This is a genomic window from Tunturiibacter psychrotolerans, from assembly GCF_051013365.1.
GTDB classification, from domain to species: domain Bacteria; phylum Acidobacteriota; class Terriglobia; order Terriglobales; family Acidobacteriaceae; genus Edaphobacter; species Edaphobacter psychrotolerans_A.
The window spans coordinates 137,068-153,174 of the sequence record NZ_CP132941.1 but is presented as its reverse complement, the minus strand read 5'-3'; the positions used below and the strand labels follow the sequence as shown (position 1 = coordinate 153,174).

Genomic DNA, 16,107 nt, shown 5'->3' with positions numbered 1-16,107 from the left:
GTGTACTTCCATTTCGCACAATTAACCCCGTGAAATCGCGCCGTCCTTGACCTTGAACCTTCACCCGCTATCAATGAAATCCGTCAAGTCACCTTTTGTTCGAGGTACGGTCAAATCTTTGATACGCTTCATAGGCGACGTTTTTCCGAACGCCGGCAGCTTCTGAAGAGGTGATGAAGGATGATTCTCGACGAAAACAGGCTATTTCCCGCGGACAGCGAAACGCGGTCGGTTGCCGTAAAACTCTACGAGACGGTCCGGGATCTGCCGATCATATCGCCCCACGGCCACACTGACCCTCGCTGGTTTGCCGAGAACGAAGCCTTTGCCAATCCTGCGGCCCTTCTCATTCAGCCTGATCACTACATCTTTCGCATGCTTTATTCCCAGGGAATCTCGCTGGAGTCGCTCGGCATCCCATCGCTCGACGGCGTCGCTGCGTCGGTCGACCCGAAAGAGGTCTGGCGCATCTTCGCGAAGAACTACTATCTCTTCCGAGGAACCCCCACCCGTCTCTGGCTCGACTACTCCCTAGAAAATCAATTCGGCCTGACCAAACGGCTCAGCTCTGAGAATGCAGACGAATACTACGAAGTCATCGCAAAGAAACTACAGACACCCGAGTTCCGACCCCGTGCGCTCTACGAGCAGTTCAACATCGAGGTCCTCTCCACCACAGACTCTCCCATCGACACTCTCGAGTACCACAAAGCCATCAGGGAATCGGGCTGGCGAGGTCGCGTGCTGCCGACCTTCCGGCCAGACTCTCTCATTGACGCTGATCACACCGGCTTCCTCGACAATATCCAAAAACTAGGCCAGATTACCGGCGAAGACGTCGGCACCTGGCAGGGCTACCTCAACGCTCTGCGCAACCGCCGCGCCTTCTTCAAGTCCATGGGGGCTACCGCCACCGATCAGGGTCACCCAACGGCCATGACCGCAGATCTCGACCCACACGCTGCATCCGCTCTCTACGGGCGAATTCTGTCCGGCCGCTCCGTTCCCGAGGAACAGGAACTCTTCCGTGCTCAAATGCTCACCGAGATGGCCGGTATGAGCGTCGAGGACGGTCTCACCATGCAGCTTCACCCCGGTTCGGTCCGCAACCACAACCGGCAGTTATACGAGAAATTCGGACGCGATAAAGGAGCCGACATACCTTCGCCAACCGAATACGTCCGGGCCCTTCAACCTCTGCTGAATCGCTATGGAAATGATCAGCGCCTGACCTTCATCCTCTTCACCCTCGACGAAACCACCTTCTCCCGGGAACTGGCTCCTCTCGCCGGACATTACCCCGCACTCAAACTTGGACCCCCCTGGTGGTTCCATGACTCCCCAGAGGGCATGATGCGTTTTCGCGAGCAGGCCACCGAGACCGCCGGCTTCTACAACACGGTAGGCTTCAACGACGACACTCGCGCTCTCCTCTCCATTCCCTCCCGCCACGACGTGGCCCGCCGCATCGACTGCGCCTTCCTCGCCCGCCTGGTCGCCGAACATCGGCTCGATGAAGACGAAGCCTTCGAAGTAATCCAGGACCTCACCGTCAACCTGGTCCGAAAGGCCTACAAGCTCTGAAGCGGCCATGGACGGTCTAACAAAGAGGAGGACTACGACCTATCGGTGTACTGAATAAACCGCGGCGACCGTTAAAATAATTGAAAATCGTGGCGTATTTTTCTCGATCCAATTCAACGCGGTTCCTGGTCCACGTTAGCCACGCATTCCACCACGTTCTCACCACCAAAACACCATCACAAACTCACACATTTTCTTCCAACCCCCTTCAAAAACACAGCGAAATGGATGAAAAGCAGCACGACACACCACAAGGATTTTTTTTCTCGCAAAGCACAATTTTTCCAACTCAACTCAACGCACCCCACCACCAGTACCGGGAGTAAGATCAAAACCCATGAGCCTCTTTTTTGCCGCTGGAAGCGCAACAACAGAGATGTCGCCTGCAGAAGTGCGATCAAACCTGTTCCAGGCTCTGGACAAATTAGGCCAGCGCAATAAAGTCCTTGCCGTTCCTCCTGATTTCACGCGAATGCACTCTCAAAGCGGCGTCCTTACCGAACTAGCGTGGCAGTACTACGGAGACAAACTCGTCGACATTCTCCCCGCACTAGGGACTCACAAGCCCATGACCGACCAGGAAATCTCGACGATGTACGGCGCAACTCCGCGAACTCTCTTCCGCAACCATGACTGGCGCAATGACGTCGTCACGCTAGGAGAAGTTCCAGGCGAATTCATGTACGAAGTGAGCGAAGGAAAGCTCGATTACACCTGGCCAGCCCAAGTGAACAAATTGCTACGAGACGGGGGCCACGATCTCATCCTCTCTATAGGCCAGGTAGTTCCCCATGAAGTCGTCGGCATGGCGAACTACAACAAAAACATCTTCATAGGCACGGGCGGCGCCATCGGAATTCATCGCAGCCACTTCCTCGGCGCGGTATACGGCATGGAGCGCATGATGGGGCGCGCTGATACGCCCGTTCGCCGCGTCCTTAACTATGCGAGTGAGCACTTCGCTGGCGGGATGCCTATCGTCTATGTGCAGACGGTGGTAGCCAAAAACATCGACGGGAAGCTGGTCATTCGCGGCCTCTATGTTGGTGACGATTCGGAGTGCTTTGAACTCGCCGCAGATCTCAGTCTCCAAGTCAACTTCAAGATGATGGATCACGAGATCAAGAAGGCGGTTGTTTTCCTCGATCCCCACGAGTTCAAAAGTACGTGGCTGGGAAACAAGAGCATCTATCGGACTCGCATGGCGCTTGCGGATGAGGCTGAATTGATCGTGCTGGCCCCCGGGGTCCACGAGTTCGGGGAGGATGCTGCCATTGATGTGCTGATCAGGAAGTATGGGTACTGCGGAACGCCTCGCACCTTCGAAGCGGCCAGGGAAGATCCTCAGTTGGCGGGCAACCTCAGTGCGGCCGCTCACCTCATCCATGGTTCCAGCGAAGGGCGGTTCACGATCCGATATTGCCCAGGCCATCTGACCCGCGAGGAGATCGAGGGCGTTCACTTAGAGTATGGCGACTTGGCGGAGATGACATCGAAGTACAACCCGGCCACGCTTGCAGACGGTTGGAACACAGTCGATGGGGAAGAGATCTTCTATATCTCCAATCCAGGTCTTGGGCTCTGGGCTTATCAGGGTCGCTTCCAGAGCTAGATTCTGCATGGTTGCCGTTGTTGATGATGATCGAGAGGATGCTGTTGGATGATCGTTGTGTTGATGGGTGTAAGCGGATCTGGCAAGACTACGATTGGGACGCTGCTGGCTAAGCGTGCGGGCGCTGTGTTTGCCGATGGAGATGATTATCATCCGTTGGCGAACAAGGAGAAGATGGCAGCAGGTCATCCGCTCAACGATGAGGATCGTCAGCCGTGGCTTGAGGCGCTGAATCGGCTCTTGCGAGAATGGTTTGCAGAAGAGAAGAGCGGTGTTCTGGCATGCTCTGCGTTGAAGGCGAGTTATCGGGTTACGCTGCAAGCGGGAATGCCGAATGGTGCGGTAAGCTTTATCGTGCTCGAGGCGTCGAAGGAGCTGCTTGCGGCTCGGTTGGCTGAGCGGAAGCATGAGTTCATGAGTGCGAAGCTCTTGGAGAGTCAGCTTGCGACGCTCGAGATGCCCAGTGATGCGGTGCGGGTTATAAATGATCGGTCGCCAGATGAGGTTGTCAGTCAGATTCTTGCGCAGGTCTTGCCGGGAAAGAACTGAGTTTTTCGAGAATATTTGAGGTAAGAAGAGGCATTGTCTATGGGGCATCCGTTGTTTGATTTGAGTGGCAAGTCGGCGGTGGTGGTGGGGGGGACGTCAGGTATCGGCTTGGCGATGGCGGTAGGGCTCGCGGAGGCTGGTGCGGATGTAGTGGCGAGCTCGCGGCGGATGGAGCAGGTGGATGAGGCAGCGAAGGCGATTGAGGCGACGGGGCGGCGGTCATTGCGGTTGACCTCGGACGTTGCGGATCGGGGGAGTCTGCAGGTACTGCTGGATGGGACGGTGAAGGCGTTCGGCAAGGTGGATATCCTGGTGAACTGCGCGGGCAGGATCAAGCGGGAGCCGACGCTGACGGTCTCGGAGGAGACCTGGGACGGCATCATGGATACGAATGTGACCGGCACGCTTCGGGCTTGCCAGGTCTTCGGCAGGCATATGCTGGAGCGGGGCTATGGGCGCATCATCAACATCGCTTCGCTGAATACGTTCGTTAGCCTGAAAGAGGTGACGGCGTACGCGGCGAGCAAGGCTGCGGTTGGGGCGTTGACCAAGTCTCTGGCGGTGGAGTGGAGTGCGCAGGGCGTGACTGTGAACGCGATTGCTCCAGGCGTCTTTCGGACTGCGTTGAATCAAAAGCTGCTGGACGAGAGCGAACGGGGTAAAGAGTTGTTAATGCGTACCCCCATGGGACGCTTCGGGAAGACTGCTGAACTGGTGGGTTCGGCGATCTTTCTTGCTAGTGATGCCTCGTCGTTTGTCACGGGCGAAATTCTCGTGGTCGATGGCGGTTTTCTTGCAAGCGGAGTGAATCAGTAGAAGTTGCCTACCGCAGACGATGGTATGAATCTGTACGTCTTCCTGCCCGGTGGTACCCCCCTCCCCCCTTTGGGGCATTTTGGACGTAAAATACTTACTTTCAATTGGTTACAGGGTGGTCCTGTCTGTAAAATATTGATTCTAAATATGTTACGCCTAAAATACTTTAAATGTGCTACTTGCGGGAAATATCTTCGTGTTAAACGTTAGAGAGCCGTGGGGATCTCCGCGGCTCTTTGAGGTGGTATTTGTTAGCTTCATTCAGTATAGCTATTTGGCTATAACTCATGCGCAACGGTTATCTTGTTGTTTCAAATGGAGTTGGTGGAGATGAGGGCTTGACAGCTTCTAGTCAGATGCGGCGGATGACATTGAAGGCAAGTGTAGAGGCAAGGACAACCGCAGATCCCCTTCGGGGATGACAACAAGAAAAGCAGAGGACAACAACGAGAAGCAGAGGACAACAACGAGAGAAGATGAGGCTGTGAACTGCGCAGGATCAGTCTTCCGCAGCGCTGTTCACGATGGGTGCGGAAGGACACGGAAAAAGCGACAGCGGAGGCTTATCGAACGGTGGATTTCGTGACCTGGTTGCTGCCGTTTTTGTGTTGGGTGGGCAGGATCCAGGGATAGAGCACGGCCAGGTTTGGGGGAACAATGGTGAGGAAGAGCAGGAAGACGCCGACCATCTCTGGGATGTGAAACATGTTTCGACTCTCAAGAAAGAGGGACAGGCCGATCAGCGCAACGATCGTCACGCAGATCACGATGCGTGCAAGGGTCTTTGCCCAGGGTTTGTCGTCATGGGGAAGCATTTTGAAACCGCCTTTCGTCATGCTTTGATAGCGGATTCTGCTAACAATGCCCGTCCTTTCAGCTACGACGAGCAGACGCACGAGCGATTAATACGGCAGTGTAGGCCGCTCCGAAGCCGTTGTCTATATTTACTACGGTAACGTTGGGTGAACAGGAGTTAAGCATTCCCAAAAGAGCGGCGGCGCCGTCGAAGCTGGCTCCGTAGCCGACTGAGGTGGGGACGGCGATGACGGGGACGCCGACTAGTCCGCCTACGACCGAGGGGAGGGCGCCTTCCATTCCGGCACAGACGATGACGACATCGGCGCTGGTGAGTTGGTCACGGACGGAGAGAAGCCGGTGGAGTCCGGCTACGCCTACGTCGTAGAGCCGGGTGACTTTGGAGTTGAAGAGTTCGGCGGTGACGGCAGCCTCTTCGGCGATGGGTTGGTCGCTGGTTCCGGCGCTGAGGATGGCGATGTGGCCCTTTGGGTCCTCGGGGGGAGATTGTTTTAGGGTGATGGCACGGGCTGAAGCATGGTGGACGGCGGCGGGGAAGGACGCGAGGACCAGGGCGGCGGTGGCGGTGTCGGCGCGGGTAGCGAGGACGTCAGTGCCTGCGGCGGCCATGCGGGTGAAGATCTCTGTCGTTTGCTGGGGGGATTTTCCCTGAGCGTAGATGACTTCGGGGAGGCCGAGGCGGAGGGTGCGGTGGTGGTCGATGCGGGCGTGGCCGATGTCCTCGTAGGGCATGTCGGCGAGGCGCTGGGTAGCGTCGGTGGGGGTGATGGTTCCGGACTGGACGGCGGCGAGGAGTTCGAGGAGGGTGGTTTTGTTCATCTGTCTTTTACTTAGTCTAGTGGTTCTAAGACGCAGCTGATTAGTTGCTCTCCCGGCGAATAGTAGCCACCCGCTGCGTCTAGGTTGGGACGAGCAACAGTTGATTGCTCCACCTTTTCATAAATTAGGTGCTGGCTTTCGTCCAAGTCTGTGGTGATGCTGAAAAGCGTCGCAACGATTTCTTCGCCATCAGCAAAGGTCATGCGAACCCGTTGATCTTCGAATCTCTTCAAACCTCTAAATTCGTCTAGTGTCATCTTTGATGATTGCGTGCGCACCGTTTTGTTGAGCTTCTAACCTAGCCACTTTGGGTTGGCGGCGGTGCCGTCGAAGTGGTTGGTGGTTTTGAAGAGTTCGAATTTGCCTTCGCTGGCGGCGGTGGCGGTGCGGGCCAGCAGGGAACTGATCTGGGCCTGGTCGAGGGGTTTGAAGGTTCGTGCGGCTTCGAACGCCTGGTCGAGTGTCTGGGTGTTGTCGATGCCGGTAATGACGACTGAGACAGGTTGCATGAGGCCGTAGTGAAGTGCTTCGATGGGTTGGACGGTGTTGCTGTTGAGGATGAAGTGGTCGCCGAAGGTCTTCATGGCGAGTACGCCGATGCCCTGTTTGAGTGCGACGGGCATGACCTCTTTGGTGAAGGAGCGGAAGTGCGCGTCCATGACGTTGATCGGCATCTGCACGGTGTCGAAGTGGAAGCTGTGTTTTTGCGCGGTCTCGAGCATGCGCAGGTGGACGGCGGGATCTTTGTGGCCGGTGAAGCCGATGTAGCGGATCTTTCCCGCGCTGCGGGCGGCGACGGCGGCTTCGATGGCTCCGCCGGGGGCGAAGATGCGGTCGGGGTCTTCCATGCGAATGACCTCGTGGAACTGGACGAGGTCGATCATGTCGGTTTGGAGACGGCCGAGGGATTGTTCGAGTTGCTTGTTGTATTCGTCGGCGGTGCGGCCGTCTATTTTGGTCATGAGGAAGACCTTTTGGCGGTAGCCGTTGCGGAGGGCCTGGCCCATGCGGACTTCGGAGATGCCGTCGTTGTAGTCCCAGCAGTTGTCGAGGAAGGTGATGCCGCGGTCGACGCCGGCGTGGATGAGCTGGATACTTTCGGCGGAGTCCTTCTGTTTCCCGAGATGATAGCCGCCCATACCGATGGCGGAGACGCGCTCGCCGGTGGTGCCGAGTTCGCGGTAGATCATGTTGGGTGATTCTGCGCGCTTTGTGGGTTGGCTGGTGGCCTGAGAGGTCTGCGCGTTGAGGGGGATCGCTGCGCTTACGCTGGCGGCGGTTGCGGTCTTGAGAAAGTCTCTGCGCTCCATGCTTGGTGCTCCTGTCAGTTGCTCTCTTGTTTGATGCAGGTTGCGTGGGCAAGGCGGATTACTTGAGGTAGGCGGCGATGGCTGCTTGTTGAACGAGCTTCAAAGGAACGTTGTGTTTTGTGGCGGCGGTGCGGCAGTCTTCAAACTCGGGGGCGATGTTGCACTCTTGTCCGTTGAGCGTGCCGATCTTTACGCGGATGTCGCCGTAGGGTGTGGTGACGTGGGCGTGGTGTCGATCGACGCAGACGCGGCTGTCCTGACGGATGCGAAGGCCGAGGGTGCTGGTTTCGTGAAGGATTAATTGCTGTAGGGCGGGGCTGTCGGATGGATTGCAGAGGACGGTGAGGAGGGTTCCGGGGCGGCCCTTTTTCATGATGACCGGGGTGAGCATCACGTCGAGTGCGCCCTGGGCGAGAGCGGTCTCGGAGACGTAGGCGAGGATCTGGGGGGAGAGATCGTCGAGTGCGGTTTCGAGGACGGTGACGGTTTGGGCGTCGTGGGCGTGGTGTTTGGAGGGCTCGTGTTTCGGGTGTGCGGAGTCGTCGGCTTCGCCGATGCTGAGGCGCAGGACGTTGGGGAAATCCTTCGGGTTGCGGGTGCCGGCGCCGTAGCCGATGTGTTCGACGCGCATGGCAGGTTGCTGGCCGAAGGTGGGAGCGAGGGCGCGGATGAGTGCCGCGCCGGTGGGGGTGACGAGCTCTTTTTCGATGTGCGCGGAGTAGGTGGGGAGGCCGCGGAGGAGATCGGCGGTGGCGGGTGCGGGGACGGGGAAGCGGCCGTGGGCGCAGTCGACCATGCCGCCGCCGACGTTGAGGGAGGAGGAGAACCACTTGTCGATGGCGAGGGCGTGGATGCCGGCGGAGGCGGCGACGATGTCGACGATGGCGTCGACTGCGCCTACTTCGTGGAAGTGAATTTTCTCGATCGGGACGTTGTGGATCTTGGCTTCGGAGACGCCGAGAAGTTCGAAGGTCTGGATGGCTGTTTGTTTGACGGTGGGGGGTAGCGAGGCTGCGTTGATGAGGTCGCGGATGACTGTGAGGGAGCGGCCGTGGGTGTGGTCATGTTCGTGGGTGTGGCCGGCCTTGTGTTGGTGCTGGGTTTTGGGATGGTGTTGGTGTGTGTGGGTGTGCTGATGGTTGTGGTCTGCTGCTGGTGTTTTTTGGGTGGGGGCTTCGGCTAGTTTTGAGCCTTCGTAGACGTGGACCTTGGTGGAGGAGATTCCGCTGCGGTCGACTTTTTCGATTTTGAGGGTCGCGTTGAGATTGAGGGCGGCTACGGCTTCGTGGAGAATGTTTGGGTCGACTGAGGCGTCGAGGAGGGCTCCGAGGAACATGTCGCCACTGATGCCGGCGAAGCAGTCGAGATAGGCGATGCGCATGGAGATTATTGTTTCATGTTCGGAGTGTGGCGTTATCGAGCGGGCTGGATGGAGGAGGCGGCGAGGAGGGTGTCGTTCATGGAGCCGGAGCGGTAGCCTTCGGTGTCGAGTGTGACGTAGAGGAAGCCGAGGGGCTTGATGGCGGCGGTGATGGCCTGGAGTGTGGGGAGGGAGAGGGCGCGAGGGAGGTCGTCGCGGGCGATTTCGATGCGGGCGAGGTCGCCGTGGTGGCGGACGCGGACCTGGGGGAAGCCAAGGGCGTGGAGTGCGGCTTCGGCCTGCTCGACCTGGGAGAGATTCTCGCGGGTGACGGGGCGGCCGTATTCGATGCGTGAGGCGAGGCAGGCGCTGGCGGGCTTGTCCCAGAGTTTGAGACCGGCCTGGTGGGAGAGGGTGCGGATCTCTTGTTTGGTGAGGCCGGCGGTGACCAGTGGGGCGACGGCGTGGTGTTGCGCGGCGGCTTGCTGGCCGGGGCGGAACTCGGCGCGGTCGTCGAGGTTCATGCCGTAGGCGATGTGGGCGAAGTTGCGGGAGGCGCGGGCTTGCTCCATTTGCTGAAAGAGCTCGTCTTTGCAGTGGAAGCAGCGTTGGGAGTCGTTGCGCTGGTAGTCGGGGTTTTCGAGCTCGTCGGTGCGGAGGATCTGGATGGGGATGTTGTGGTCGGCAGCGAAGGCGAGGGCGGCGGCGAGTTCGGCGCGGGGGAGGGAGGGGGAGTCGGCGATGACAGCCTGCATGTTTTCGCCGAGAGCCTGGTGGGCGGCGTAGGCGAGGTAGGCGGAGTCTGTGCCGCCGGAGTAGGCGACGAGGACGCTGCCGAGTTGCTGCAGGGTCTCGTGGAGCTTTGCGGATTTGGCGGCGAGATCCATCTGGTTTGATTGTAGGCCAGAGCGGGCGGGGTGGGGAGACGGTGGGTTGGAATGACGGGGGAGCTGTCGGGTAGATTTTGAATGGTGACGAATTTTTGGATGGACATGTGTGAGGATGGTTTTTGATACTTCGCGGTAACTGAAGACGGCTCACTGCATCGGAGGTAGTAAGACAATATGAATCGCACACTTTTACCAGGCCGACCGTACCCTCTGGGCGCGACCGTGACGAGTATAGGCACGAACTTCGCCATTTTTTCAGAGGGCGCGACGAGGGTTGAGCTTTGTTTCTTCGACGCGGAAGGCAAACAGGTTGATTCCTTGTATTTGCGTGAGCGGACGGCCTATGTCTGGCATGGCCTTGTTCGCAATATCAAAGCGGGGCAGCTTTACGGCTATCGGATGGATGGACCCTGGGAGCCGGAGCGTGGGCGTCGCTTCAATGCACATAAGCTGCTGGTCGATCCATACGCCAAAGCGCTGTCGGGGCAGGTTGATTGGCAGAAGCCAATCTTCGGGCACGATGCTGCGTCCGGAGACGATCTGAAGATGTGTCCGCACGACAGTGCGGATGGCGTGCCGAAGAGTGTGGTGATCGACAGCAAGTTTGATTGGGGCGATGATTGCCCACCCGAGACTCCGCTGGCTGACTCTGTGATCTACGAGATGCATGTGAAGGGTTTCAGTATTCGGAATCCGGCGGTTCCGGAGGAACTTCGTGGCACCTATGCTGGCCTCGCGTGTCCAACCAGCATTGATTATCTGAAGAAGCTTGGAGTGACTGCGGTTGAACTGATGCCTATTCATCACTTTATCGATGAACGACATCTTGTTGGCGAGGGGTTGGTGAACTACTGGGGCTACAACACGCTGGGGTATTTTGCCCCGATGGCCCGTTACAGCTCCTGCGGAGATACCGGCGGGCAGGTGAATGAGTTCAAGCGAATGGTGAAGGCGCTGCACGCGGCTGGGATTGAGGTCATCCTCGACGTGGTCTACAACCACACGTGCGAAGGCAATGAGCTTGGCCCGACGCTGTGCTGGAGAGGAGTTTGTAACACTACTTATTACAGAGTCAAAGAGGACAATCCTCGCTATTACGTCGACTACACAGGCACAGGCAATACGTTGAACGTGCGGCTTCCACAGGTATTGAAGATGCTGATGGACTCGCTGCGCTACTGGGTTACCGAGATGCATGTGGATGGTTTTCGCTTTGATCTTGCGGCGACGCTTGCGCGGGAGCTTCATGATGTCAGCCGATTGTCGTCGTTTTTCGACACGATTCACCAGGACCCCACGCTTGCAGACGTGAAGCTGATCGCCGAGCCGTGGGATGTTGGCGAAGGAGGCTATCAGGTGGGGCAGTTTCCTGTTCTATGGGCGGAGTGGAATGGACAGTATCGCGACACTGTCCGGCGCTTTTGGAAGGGGGACGGGGGACAGTTGTCCGCTCTTGCAAATCGTCTGACGGGATCGAGCGATCTCTACCAGGACGACGGGCGCAAGCCTTATGCGAGCATCAACTTTGTAACGGCGCATGACGGCTTTACGCTGTGTGACCTGGTTAGCTACAACCAGAAGCATAACGAGGCCAATGGCGAAGACAACAGGGATGGTTCGGACAGCAACGATTCGTGGAACATGGGAGCGGAGGGTCTGACCGACGATGCAACGATCAACCTGTTGCGAGAGAGACAGACGCGAAACTTTCTGACTACGCTAATGCTGTCCCAGGGAGTGCCGATGTTGAATGGCGGGGACGAGATAGCGCGGTCTCAGCGGGGCAACAATAACTGCTACTGCCAGGATAACGAGCTTACGTGGCACGACTGGGATCTCGACGAACCTCGCAAGCGAGTGCTGGATTTTACGAGTCAGCTAATTCACTTCCGCCTCGCTCATCCGAATCTGCATCGGCGAAAGTTTTTTCAGGACCGCGAGATTCGCCGGAAAGGCGAGGATATCGTGATCAAGGATGTTGCCTGGTTCAGTACCGATGGCAAGCAGGTTTCGGACGAAGCCTGGACTACGGAGTGGAACCGTTCAGTGGCTGTTCTGCTGAACGGCCGGACACTGCAGGTGACCGACGAGGACGGCAGGCGTGTCGTCGACGACAGCTTTTTTCTGGTTGTGAATGCGGCCGAGGGCGGAGTTGAGTATGTGCTGCCCGCGTCACCTTCGGGAAAACCGTGGTGTCAGGTGATTGATACGGAGAACATCGAGAGTCCCTTTACTTGCGCGGAGGTCGACGGAAAGATCATTGTTGGCGGCCGGGCATTGAAGCTGTTCAGCGATGAGGCAGTTTCATCGATCAGCGGGTCGTCGGAGTCGGCTTCTTCGGTTTCTTCGGCGCCGGCTTTGCCTCCGAAGCAGGGGGCGTCGTTGGTTTAGGATCGCTGGCGACTTGCGTCACGGCCACTTTGAGTTGTTCGGGATGGAGATAGAGCTCCAGGTTGTACCCGGATGTCTGCGCTGATTTGCAGGATTCCAAGACGGCTGTTCCGAGCGCCTTGATTGAGTCGAGGTTGATCGGAGATTGCTGCGCGAGTTTGATGAGAGCAGGAAGCTGCAGCCAGCCGAGGAGCTCTTCGAACCCCTCTTTGTTGAAGTAAGTGGCGCCGGAAGACTCGTTGACTCCTGTGAGCCAGCGAACGTCTGGGTCGGACCAAAACTGTTCGGTTCTGGTGACTGCTGGAGGTGTGTCGCTGTGTGATAGCAGGATTCGCACGCGAGCAGCGGCACGCCATGTGTTTTCTCCCTCCATTCCGATGGCGGTGAATGTCTCTGAGAGTGCTGAGCGCAACTGGAGCTTGTCGAAGAGAGCTGCCTGGTCGTTCTGACGCGGGAGACTGCGGAGAGTGATCCAGGCCAGAACAGGCGCCCAGATTTGCTCTGTCGGAAAGGCAGTTTTGGCGGTGGGGAGGAAGCGGGTTGCGGCTGGCGGCAAGGCGATGGAAAGACCTTGAGTCATCGAGATGAGATGAAGAGCCGCCTTCGTCATGGACTCGCACAGGTCTTTGTAGGTTGGAGTTGGAATTGACTCGGTGGGTACGTTCGATTGCGTCGTGTCTTCTTCTGCAGGTAGATCCTGGAGCACCTTTTCGAAGAAGCGTTGACTGCATTTCACGAATGGCTGGAGTCGGGGGTTGAGACGGAGTTGTTCAGGTGGAGCGAGGGGGGCGTCTGCGGGCGCTTGAACGCTGGCGATTGGCTGTGGCGCCTTTGTTGCAGTGGCTTCAGGCTTGTCGTTGCTGTTCGCCGCGGCGAGTTTCGTTGTGGTGGACGCGGCTCCTTTGTTTGCAATCTCCGAGGCTACGCTAGTGAATGCGCGAATGTGATTCTCGCTGAGAGCCTGGCGGAAGGCTTCATGCAGGGGGCGCAGGCGAAGTTTGGATAACGCCTCTTCGACGCTGTAGACTCCGGCGCCGTTGAGTGCGTCGAAGAGCTGATCCCAGGGTTGGTCGGCGGTGGCTCGAAGTTCTCGCCAGTTGAGCAGGACCGCATATTGATAGCCGCGCAGATCGATGGTTAAGCCGGTGTGGTGGAGATCGGTGCTGCGGCAGAGATATTCGAGGCCGTGTGCGGTGTCGCGGTAGGCGAAGAAGGTGAAGTAGTTGTAGGGGAGATCGAGTCCTTCGGCTAGGCTTCGCTGACGGAGGTGGCCGGTGGCTTTGTCGACGGAGGCTGCGGAGAAGTGAATGGTGCCGCGGGTGCTGCCGTAGCTGTTGTTGTAGAGGATAATGGCGCGCTGGCCGTGGAAGCGATTCGAATAGGCGAAGACGTTTTCGTCGACATTGCCGAACTCGGTCCAGAAGTCATAGAGGACGAAGTTGGTGCTTTCGGCGAAGAGATGTCGGTTCTTGAGGAGAGGTGCGATCTCGTGCTGGTGGCGGGCTACGAGACTCTCGTTGGGCCACTCTTCCATCTTCGCTTGCTTGAACTCCATGCCGTAGCGCTCGGTGTAGCCTTCGATCTGGCCGTGGCCGAACATGGGCAGGCCGGGGAGCGTGGCGAGCAGAGTGCAGACGCCGAAGTATTTGTCGCCGCTGCCGAACTGGTCGATGGCGGTACGCTCGTCGGGGTTGCTCATGAAGCTGACGTAGCGTTTGAGGATGTCGGGGTCGAACTCGATGGTCTTTTTGAGGTAGGAGCGGTACTTGGCGTTCTCTTCGTCGCGCAGCATGTTCATGAAGGCGCTGTTGTAGACGCGATGCATGCCGAGGGTGCGGACGAAGTAGCCTTCGAGGAGCCAGAAGGCTTCGGCGAGGAGGAGGGTGCCGGGGACTTCGGCGGCGACGCGGTCGACGACTTCTCGCCAGAACTCGTGGGGCATGAGTGCGTCGAACTCATCCTGGGGCATTGCGTTTTCGGCGCGTGAGGGGATGGAGCCGCCTGTGCCGGGAAGAGGGAACCAGAGTCGCTGGACGTGGCGTTTGGCTAGGACCATGGCGGCGTCGAAGCGGATGATGGGGAAGAGGCGGGCGACGTGGAGGATGACCTGAATGACATGCTCGCGGACGGCTGCTTTGGAGTAGTCGAGCTGGGCGGTGTCGTTCCAGGCGAAGGTGGTGCCGTCGTTGCCGTGGTACATGTAGCGGGTGGCTCCGTCACGGTGGTGGCGAAGGCGGAAGACGACGGCGGCGTCGGATTGGTCGTAGTAATGGTCTTCAATTTTTATTTCGACGCGGCTGTCGTTGGAGAGGTCGGGGCCTTCGAAGCGGTAGACGGGGAAGGGGCTCTCCCATCGGTAGAGAAACCAGTCGGGGTTTTCGATGACCCAGTTGGAGTCGATGCCCATGTGGTTGGGGACCATGTCGCTGGCTAGGCGGATGCCTGCGCGGGCGGCGCGGTCGCGGAGGTTTTCGTAGGCGTAGTTGCCGCCGAGGTCTTCGGCGATCTGGTACTCCTTGAGCGAGTAGGCGGAGGCTACGGCATCGTGGTGGCCGCGGAGGCGCTTGATGGTTCGTGAGGCGACGCTTCGCTCCCATAGGCCGATGAGCCAGAGGCCGGTGATGCCACGGTCGGCGAGGAGGTGCAGCTCTTCGTCGGGGATCTGGTCGAGACGGTGGATGTGGCGGAGATGTTTTTTGGACAGCTGCTCGAGCCAGACGTAGGTGCTCTTGGCCATGAGGACGACGGTGGGCATCCAGGCCTGGTCGGCGCTGAAGGCTTCGTATTCGTTGAGGGGTGCCTGGTAGTCGTGGCCGTAGCGGCGTTGGCGGGTGCCGTCGGGGCCGGTGATGTACTCGTCTTCGAAGCCGATGTACTCGTCGCCGACGAAGCCTTCGCCTCCGCGGCCGGGTGCGCCGTGGCGGTACTGGTCTGGTCCGGGTGGATGGAAGCGCATCCAGATTGCGAGATCTTCTTCGCGGAGGACGTCGATGGCGAGGAGGACGCGGCGAAGGTCTTCGCCGAGATATTTGGGCCAGTGCTCGCGGATGTAGTCGAGCTGGCCGGTGAGGGAGTCGGGCGAGGCGAGCAGGGGAGCGCGGAGCGCGTCGAGGAGGGTTCCGGATTCGGAGAGCGGCGGGCGGGTGACGAAGTAGTCGGGGAAGGCGGCGGTGACGGTTTGATAGATCGTTTGCTGCTTGAGGGGGGTGTCTTCGAAGAGCTCGCGGAAGGGGGAGAAGGCGGGGTTGATGTTGGCGAGCCAGAGCAGAAGGAGTTCTTCGAGGGCGGCTTCGCGGTTTGGCTGGCCGTCGGTTGTGCCGTTGAGCCACTCGGCCGCGGTGAGCTCGCCGCGATGGACGGCTACGTTAGGAAACTGCTCGGTGAATTTGAGGAGGAGGCGCTGGATCTCTTCGGGTTTCGCGTGGCCGGTGAACCAGCGTACGGCGTCGGCGAAGACTGCTGGATCGATCTCCTTGCGATACCGGGCGATCATGGCATGATTCAGTTCGTCGATCAGGCCCATGGCGAAGAGTGCGCCGGCGTTGACGACTCCAGGTTGGCCAGTCTGCTGGGTGCGCAGATCTTCGAGCTGTTTGGCCAGATTTCGGCTTGCAGCGACGTTGCCGAAGACGATGTTGCCGGTGTAGCTGAAGAGCAGATCGTCGAGGTCTAGTTTTTTTCGCAGATCGCCGGAGATATGGAATTCCATGCAGGGTTCCTCGTGCAGATGGTGCCTGGTAGCGCTCCAATCCTAATGGATTGGTTTTGTGGTGTTTCGAGAAGACGGTGGCCACAGAGATCGGCCTGCATTGTCGGAGGCCGATTGCGACGAAATGGATGCTTCGTCAACAGCTTGGAATAAGGATGACAGTCTTCGGCGCGAGTCGCAACCGGCGCACCTTATCGGCGCGGAGGTGCCAGATCGGTATGATACGCGCTCGACGTGTCAGCTTGAAGAAC

Annotated in this window: 12 protein-coding genes; 5 read left to right on the top strand and 7 right to left on the bottom strand. The window is 58.5% G+C overall.

Annotated elements, in window-relative coordinates:
- Positions 1 to 180 precede the first annotated feature (180 nt).
- The 4 genes from uxaC to RBB76_RS00615 all read left to right on the top strand — a co-directional run bounded on the left by uxaC (position 181) and on the right by RBB76_RS00615 (position 4,561).
- On the top strand, positions 181 to 1,584 hold the full coding sequence (gene uxaC / locus RBB76_RS00630) for a glucuronate isomerase (protein ID WP_429633494.1): 1,404 nt from the start codon (positions 181 to 183) through the stop codon (positions 1,582 to 1,584).
- Between the two features lie 337 nt (positions 1,585 to 1,921).
- Positions 1,922 to 3,196 (top strand): lactate racemase domain-containing protein, encoded by a 1,275-nt coding sequence (locus RBB76_RS00625; protein WP_429633496.1) that lies wholly within the window; start codon positions 1,922 to 1,924, stop codon positions 3,194 to 3,196.
- A 48-nt stretch (positions 3,197 to 3,244) separates the two neighbouring features.
- The gene (locus RBB76_RS00620) at positions 3,245 to 3,745 is read left to right on the top strand and encodes a gluconokinase (protein WP_429633498.1); all 501 of its coding nucleotides are present in this window, start codon (positions 3,245 to 3,247) and stop codon (positions 3,743 to 3,745) included.
- 39 nt (positions 3,746 to 3,784) lie between these two features.
- The gene (locus tag RBB76_RS00615) at positions 3,785 to 4,561 is read left to right on the top strand and encodes an SDR family NAD(P)-dependent oxidoreductase (protein ID WP_429633500.1); all 777 of its coding nucleotides are present in this window, start codon (positions 3,785 to 3,787) and stop codon (positions 4,559 to 4,561) included.
- A 563-nt stretch (positions 4,562 to 5,124) separates the two neighbouring features.
- On the opposite strand, the gene RBB76_RS00610 is transcribed toward RBB76_RS00615, so the two are convergent.
- The 6 genes from RBB76_RS00610 to larE all read right to left on the bottom strand — a co-directional run bounded on the left by RBB76_RS00610 (position 5,125) and on the right by larE (position 9,753).
- Entirely contained in the window at positions 5,125 to 5,376 is a 252-nt protein-coding gene (locus tag RBB76_RS00610; protein ID WP_429633502.1) for a hypothetical protein, read from the bottom strand.
- A 58-nt stretch (positions 5,377 to 5,434) separates the two neighbouring features.
- Entirely contained in the window at positions 5,435 to 6,196 is a 762-nt protein-coding gene (gene larB, locus RBB76_RS00605; RefSeq protein WP_429633503.1) for a nickel pincer cofactor biosynthesis protein LarB, read from the bottom strand.
- An 11-nt stretch (positions 6,197 to 6,207) separates the two neighbouring features.
- Positions 6,208 to 6,399, bottom strand: a complete 192-nt coding sequence (locus tag RBB76_RS00600) for a hypothetical protein (RefSeq protein ID WP_429633505.1) — start codon at positions 6,397 to 6,399, stop codon at positions 6,208 to 6,210.
- 90 nt (positions 6,400 to 6,489) lie between these two features.
- Positions 6,490 to 7,506 carry an aldo/keto reductase gene (locus RBB76_RS00595; RefSeq protein WP_429633507.1) on the bottom strand — a complete coding sequence of 339 codons (1,017 nt, stop codon included), beginning with the start codon at positions 7,504 to 7,506 and terminating at the stop codon, positions 6,490 to 6,492.
- 58 nt (positions 7,507 to 7,564) lie between these two features.
- On the bottom strand, positions 7,565 to 8,887 hold the full coding sequence (gene larC, locus RBB76_RS00590) for a nickel pincer cofactor biosynthesis protein LarC (protein WP_429633509.1): 1,323 nt from the start codon (positions 8,885 to 8,887) through the stop codon (positions 7,565 to 7,567).
- A gap of 32 nt (positions 8,888 to 8,919) precedes the next feature.
- Positions 8,920 to 9,753: an ATP-dependent sacrificial sulfur transferase LarE gene (larE, locus tag RBB76_RS00585; protein WP_429633511.1), complete on the bottom strand. Its 834-nt coding sequence runs from the start codon at positions 9,751 to 9,753 to the stop codon at positions 8,920 to 8,922.
- Between the two features lie 177 nt (positions 9,754 to 9,930).
- On the opposite strand from larE, the gene glgX reads away from it, so the two are divergent.
- Positions 9,931 to 12,147, top strand: coding sequence for a glycogen debranching protein GlgX (gene glgX, locus RBB76_RS00580; RefSeq protein ID WP_429633513.1), 2,217 nt, complete (start codon positions 9,931 to 9,933; stop codon positions 12,145 to 12,147).
- On the opposite strand, the gene RBB76_RS00575 is transcribed toward glgX, so the two are convergent.
- Positions 12,068 to 15,856, bottom strand: a complete 3,789-nt coding sequence (locus RBB76_RS00575; RefSeq protein WP_429633515.1) for an alpha-amylase family glycosyl hydrolase — start codon at positions 15,854 to 15,856, stop codon at positions 12,068 to 12,070. The genes glgX and RBB76_RS00575 overlap by 80 nt on opposite strands.
- Between the last annotated feature and the right edge of the window lie 251 nt (positions 15,857 to 16,107).

Coding starts and splice junctions, on each gene's coding strand:
- RBB76_RS00625 (WP_429633496.1), top strand. CDS start 1,922: ATGAGCCTCTTTTTTGCCGCTGGAAGCGCAACAACAGAGATGTCGCCT.
- uxaC (WP_429633494.1), top strand. CDS start 181: ATGATTCTCGACGAAAACAGGCTATTTCCCGCGGACAGCGAAACGCGG.
- RBB76_RS00610 (WP_429633502.1), bottom strand. CDS start 5,376: ATGCTTCCCCATGACGACAAACCCTGGGCAAAGACCCTTGCACGCATC.
- larB (WP_429633503.1), bottom strand. CDS start 6,196: ATGAACAAAACCACCCTCCTCGAACTCCTCGCCGCCGTCCAGTCCGGA.
- RBB76_RS00620 (WP_429633498.1), top strand. CDS start 3,245: ATGATCGTTGTGTTGATGGGTGTAAGCGGATCTGGCAAGACTACGATT.
- RBB76_RS00595 (WP_429633507.1), bottom strand. CDS start 7,506: ATGGAGCGCAGAGACTTTCTCAAGACCGCAACCGCCGCCAGCGTAAGC.
- glgX (WP_429633513.1), top strand. CDS start 9,931: ATGAATCGCACACTTTTACCAGGCCGACCGTACCCTCTGGGCGCGACC.
- larC (WP_429633509.1), bottom strand. CDS start 8,887: ATGCGCATCGCCTATCTCGACTGCTTCGCCGGCATCAGTGGCGACATG.
- larE (WP_429633511.1), bottom strand. CDS start 9,753: ATGGATCTCGCCGCCAAATCCGCAAAGCTCCACGAGACCCTGCAGCAA.
- RBB76_RS00600 (WP_429633505.1), bottom strand. CDS start 6,399: ATGACCTTTGCTGATGGCGAAGAAATCGTTGCGACGCTTTTCAGCATC.
- RBB76_RS00575 (WP_429633515.1), bottom strand. CDS start 15,856: ATGGAATTCCATATCTCCGGCGATCTGCGAAAAAAACTAGACCTCGAC.
- RBB76_RS00615 (WP_429633500.1), top strand. CDS start 3,785: ATGGGGCATCCGTTGTTTGATTTGAGTGGCAAGTCGGCGGTGGTGGTG.